This window comes from bacterium, from assembly GCA_037131655.1.
In the GTDB taxonomy this organism is placed as follows: Bacteria; Armatimonadota; Fimbriimonadia; order Fimbriimonadales; family JBAXQP01; genus JBAXQP01.
The window spans coordinates 1-5,172 of the sequence record JBAXQP010000196.1 but is presented as its reverse complement, the minus strand read 5'-3'; the positions used below and the strand labels follow the sequence as shown (position 1 = coordinate 5,172).

General features: G+C 43.7%; 3 protein-coding genes. All 3 read left to right on the top strand.

The window, feature by feature from the left end:
* Nucleotides 1-637: hypothetical protein (locus WCO51_09410; protein ID MEI6513475.1), on the top strand; the 637-nt coding region annotated here is incomplete at its 5' end.
* Entirely contained in the window at nt 637-2,694 is a 2,058-nt protein-coding gene (locus WCO51_09405; GenBank protein ID MEI6513474.1) for an AAA family ATPase, read from the top strand. The genes WCO51_09410 and WCO51_09405, both read left to right, overlap by 1 nt.
* Before the next feature lie 356 nt (nt 2,695-3,050).
* Complete coding sequence (gene asnB, locus WCO51_09400) at nt 3,051-5,042, top strand: asparagine synthase (glutamine-hydrolyzing) (GenBank protein MEI6513473.1); 1,992 nt, start codon at nt 3,051-3,053, stop codon at nt 5,040-5,042.
* The last annotated feature ends 130 nt before the right edge of the window (nt 5,043-5,172 follow it).

Genomic DNA, 5,172 nt, shown 5'->3' with positions numbered 1-5,172 from the left:
CTTGCAGCGAACAGGAAGGCCATTTGAAATTGCGCTTCTTCATGGAAGCATCGCGGGCGGACTGGTCCCCCCAACTGTTGACACCTTGGCGTTGAACGATTTAAACCGCTCAGGCATGGACTATATCGCTCTCGGAGATTGGCACTCCTTATCGAAACAGAGCGACAACATTTATTACTCAGGTTCCCCTGAGATGGTAATGCCGAACCAAGCTCTTCCTGGAAGCGTTCTTATTGTTGAACTCGATAAGGGATCCGCTCAGGTTAGCCCTTTGACAACCGGCAAATGCCGACGACTATCAGATGAACACATCGAATTAGATACTTTTGAAACTATCGAAGCGCTTATAGGCAAGATAGGTTCATTTGCTTCCGATGAAGTAGTGGCGCGAATTGTGTTGGAAGGCAAATGGAATGGAAAGGACTCGCTTTCTATTGACGATATTGAAAGCGAACTTGCCGGCCGTTATTTATCGCTTCAAATTGAGAGTAAAGCACTTTCATATGGGGATGCCAGTGCAGAAGGTCTTCTGGCGGGCACATTTAAGCGTTGGATTGAAGAACGTGAAGAAGAACCAGATATTCGGCAGGAAGCGCTCCAACTCGGGCTTCACTTACTCCAAGGAGGCCGAATCTAATGCGCCTCACTTCATTAACCACCCGAGATTATGGCTGTTTTGCCGGCCAATGCGAGTGGAAGTTCACAGAAGGTTTAAATATTATAACCCGTGAGAATGAGTGGGGCAAATCCACCTTAATACGCGCCATCTGCGATGTTTTCTACGCCGATCCTTCGAGCAACAAGCAAACACTAAAAGATAGATGCAACTGGTCTGCTCAAAACCAATTCGTCCTTGCGATTGAATGGGAGGAAACTGCAGGTCTATTTAAGTTAGAGAAAGACTTCGAAGCTAAGACTTCCCTACTCACCTACCCTGATGGGACCGTCTTAAAAGACCGCCGCGCACTCGATACGATGAAAGATAAATTAGGTATCTGCGAGAGTGTCTTTATGGCGACCGCTTGCTTTGCTCAAAAAGACTTGCCCAGTTTATCTCAACATGCCTCCCAAATTAGTGAAGCCCTTCGTGAGGTAGCTACTCAAGGAGCGCCCGATGTAACACTCGCAGAAGTTAAAAGATTACTCGAACGACGAATCAGTGAACTTAGTGCCGGAGATTCAGAAACTTCAGGTCGATTAACAAATAATCCTGGACGAATCCAACAATCTCGCAACTCAGTTATTTCCCTAGAAACTAAGTTAACTGAAGCTAGATTAGCGACTAAAGCAGCAACAGATCAGCTTCAGTCTTTATCTAAAGCGAAAGATGAACTAGCTCAAGCAAAGGCGAATGAACCGACAAAAGCCAAGCTCTATGAAAATGTTGCCATAGTACGCAAATTGCTATCTCAACAAGAGCAAGCACAAAAAGAAGAGACACTCCTAATCGATCGCCGAGAGAGAATTGAACGTCTTAATAAGTCAATCCTCGAAATCGAGCAGCAACTTGAAAGTAAGAGCGCATATGCCCACGTAACCCAAAACGAACTAATCCAGCTTCAAACACAACAAGTCACTGCTAACGAAAAGCGCAAGCTTGCCGAACAATGCCAATCAACGAAGTCTACAACTCCAGTTAATCCAAAATATTGGCTGTGGGCTTTATCAATCCTTTGTTTAGTCTTGGGTCTTGGAATGTTAATGAAGGAACTTTTAATCGGTGGTCTGGCTTTATTTGCCGGGATTGCCATAGGCGTTATCGCTTATCTTTCTCGAAGAAAAGATGATGAGGCTGCGCTTTCTTACGATGAGACTAGAACGCTCCTTCATGAAGCTGAAATGCTCGACAAACAAGTCGCGGGACTTCTTTCTCGCATTGGCTGTCAAAACCTCGATGACTTGCGTTTTGAGGTTGAGAATTACACTAAGTTGGTCTCGAAACGCGATGAATTAAGAGCTGAAAGAATAGGAGCGCTGGGTCGGTTAACAGAAGAAGTTTTAATCCAACAACAGCGGGATTGGCAACGAAAACGAATTGATGCGGAAGCCGATTTAAACACTCCTCAGATGATAGCGGCCTCAAAACTTACCCCTGAAGAGATTATCACTTTGGAATCTGAGGTTAGTCGGTTACGCGAAGTGATTGAGCGCAAAACACTTGAGATCGCACGTTTGGAAGGAATTCTTGAAAGTGAAACCTATACCCTTTCCGATGTAGAAGACCTTGAACAACAAGTAATTATGACTCAAGAACGCTTAAACCGTTTAATACGACGCGCAAAAGTGTTTGAATTGGCGATTGAGGGATTGAATGCCGCAGAGGTTAAAGTCCTATATGACTTACATGAACAGATTCGACCCTCACTCGAGCACTATTTAGCTGCCTTCACTCTCGGTCATCACTGTGTTGCCACCGTTGATGAGAACTTGAAGCTTAGCATTGAAGTAGAAGGACACCAACCGGTTGAAGCTGACACAAAAAGAACTGAATTAAGCACAGGCACAATTGACCAAGCTTATTTAGCTGCGAGGTTGGCATTAAACGACGCTATATCGGGAAATCGGCTTCTACCACTTTTGTTGGACGATCCCTTCGTCAACTTCGACTCTCAGCGCAAACAATCAGCCTTTGAAGTCTTAGAAGCTCTTGGCAAACAAGGAAGACAGATTATTTTGTGTTGCTGCCAAGTATAATCGTTTCTTCAATAGCGTTGCCGACCTTTGTTGCTACGCGATGAGGATGAAAATCTTCAATACGTTTTCGATTTTCCTCTCCCATAGCGAATCGTCTATCAGGATGCGCTACGAGAAACATGATGCGTTCTGCAAGCGTCTTTACATCTCCCGGTTCTACAAGGAATCCGTTAATGCCATCCTCTACCAACAATTATAGATGAGAATCTGTTTCATACATATTGGCATAGAGTGTAGATCGATCAAGCCTATATTCATTGTGCGATTTTTCATGGAATAATATAGTCTAATGATGACTATGATAATTGGATTGGTGAGTTGATAAAGTCATCTGAATAGGAAAATGGTGAACATGAGTGTGTGGAATTATCGGCGTATTTAAAATAAACTCAAATGCTTCTTGGAAACTCACTCCTGACGTTACAGATAAGATGCTACAGACCATTCACCATCGTGGACCAGATAGCCAGGGAAGCTGGCACTCGTCAGATGAATCCTGCTGGTTTGGACACACTCGCCTCTCAATTATCGACATATCAGGTGGTATTCAACCGATGCCTAATGAAACAGGGGATGTTTGGGCATGTTTCAACGGCGAAATATATAACCACATGAAACTTCACCGTGAGCTTGAACGTGCTGGTCATAAATTCCAATCGAGATGTGATACTGAAGTCCTCGTGCATGGTTATGAGGAATGGGGCGGTATGGAACTTGTTAAAAAGTTGCAGGGTATGTTCGCCTTTGCAATTTATGACTCTAAGCGACAGAGCATGTTTGTAGCCAGAGATCGGGTTGGAATTAAGCCTCTCTATTGGTGGAGCGATGGGAATGTATTCATATTTGCTAGTGAAATAAAAGCCATGCTATGCTATCCCGGACTTTCGAAACGTAATGTCGACCGAGATGCATTAGCTCAGTTTCTTGCTTTCAGATATGTCCCATCCCCTCTTACATTATTTAAAAATGTTTCAAAGCTCCCAGGAGGTCATTACATTGAGCTCCAACTCGATAAAAGCAAAAATATTCAGCCTAACCGCTATTGGGATGTTAGCTTTCAGCGCCATCAGCCAATGCCGAGTTACGAAGAGGCTACCAATGAGTTGGACCACCGTCTTTCAAATATTGTGAAAGACCATCTAATGTCGGATGTTCCTCTGGGAGCGCAACTTTCCGGCGGTGTTGATAGCAGTTTGATTGTTGCTTATATGGAACGTTTGAGACAGGAATCGGGAAATAAAGAAAAGGTACGCACATTTTCCATTGGCTTTGATAGACCTGAATATAGCGAACTTATTTATGCTCGTCAAGTTGCACAATTGTATAATACCCAGCACTTCGAGCAAGTGGTTGGTTTTAATGATTTCCTCAGAGAATTCGCCAGGATTTGCTGGATTTACGATGAACCAATAGCTGAATCGTCTGCTATTCCAACCTATCTTATCTGTAAGTATGCAAAACGTGAGGGAGTAACTGTTATGCTTACAGGGGAGGGAGGAGACGAACTCTTTGCCGGTTACCCCAAGTGTGCTTTCGATCAATTCTCTCGCTATCTTGATTGGATACCTTCAGGGATACGCCAAAAGTTGCTAAGATCAAGCGCCGCTGTTCTTCCCTTCTCTGGCAGACGACTTCGTGTTGCTCTTGAGACACTTTCTGAGTCTTCTCAAGAAGAGCGCTTCGTCTCATGGTTTTCAGCATTTGATACTAAAGGATTATCCAGACTGTTGCGGTCAGAGTTCAAGAATGAATTGGTGAATGGCAATGCACCTAAACGAATGGGCGAAGAGATAATGCGCTGCGACAGCAATAATTCACTTGATCGTATGTTATACGCTGATTTACACACATGGTTGGTTGATGATCTATTAATTAAAGGGGATCGCATGAGCATGGGCAGCAGTGTAGAAGCGAGAGTACCCTATCTCGACCATACACTAGTCGAATGGGCTGCAGGTTTGCCACCTTCCTATAAAGTAAAAGGCACTAAAACAAAACGTATCCTCAAGAATCTCGCTGAGAAATATATCCCTATGGAATGTATTTACCGGCGAAAAGTTGGCTTTACTGTTCCCCTCTCTCCATGGTTCATTGGTCCTCTAAATGAATTTATCAGAGATAATCTATTAAGCGATCAAGCTTTTTCAAGAGGCTACTTCAATCCAAATGAAATCACCCAAATCGTCGATGAGCATCTTAGCGGTAAAGTCGATCACAACCGAACCATCTGGTCCTTACTTGCACTTGAAATGTGGCACCGCCTGTTTGTTGATGATGATGGTTCAGAATCTGCTTCGGAACGCCTCAATGAGCAGATAATGATAAGCTGTAAGATGGACTTGCCTTAATCGTTTTCCCGTTAAGCTTTTTGCATATAGGTGAAAATGAGGAATTTAGCCGTCTGGCGTCAAATTCTGTTTTAGTCTGTATATCGGCATGCAAAATTGACCCACTTTGTGGGGTAATCGGCGTCCAAAA

What these genes read in the sequence shown, in the direction of transcription:
- WCO51_09405 (MEI6513474.1), top strand. Translation starts at nt 637, where the DNA reads ATGCGCCTCACTTCATTAACCACCCGAGATTATGGCTGTTTTGCCGGC.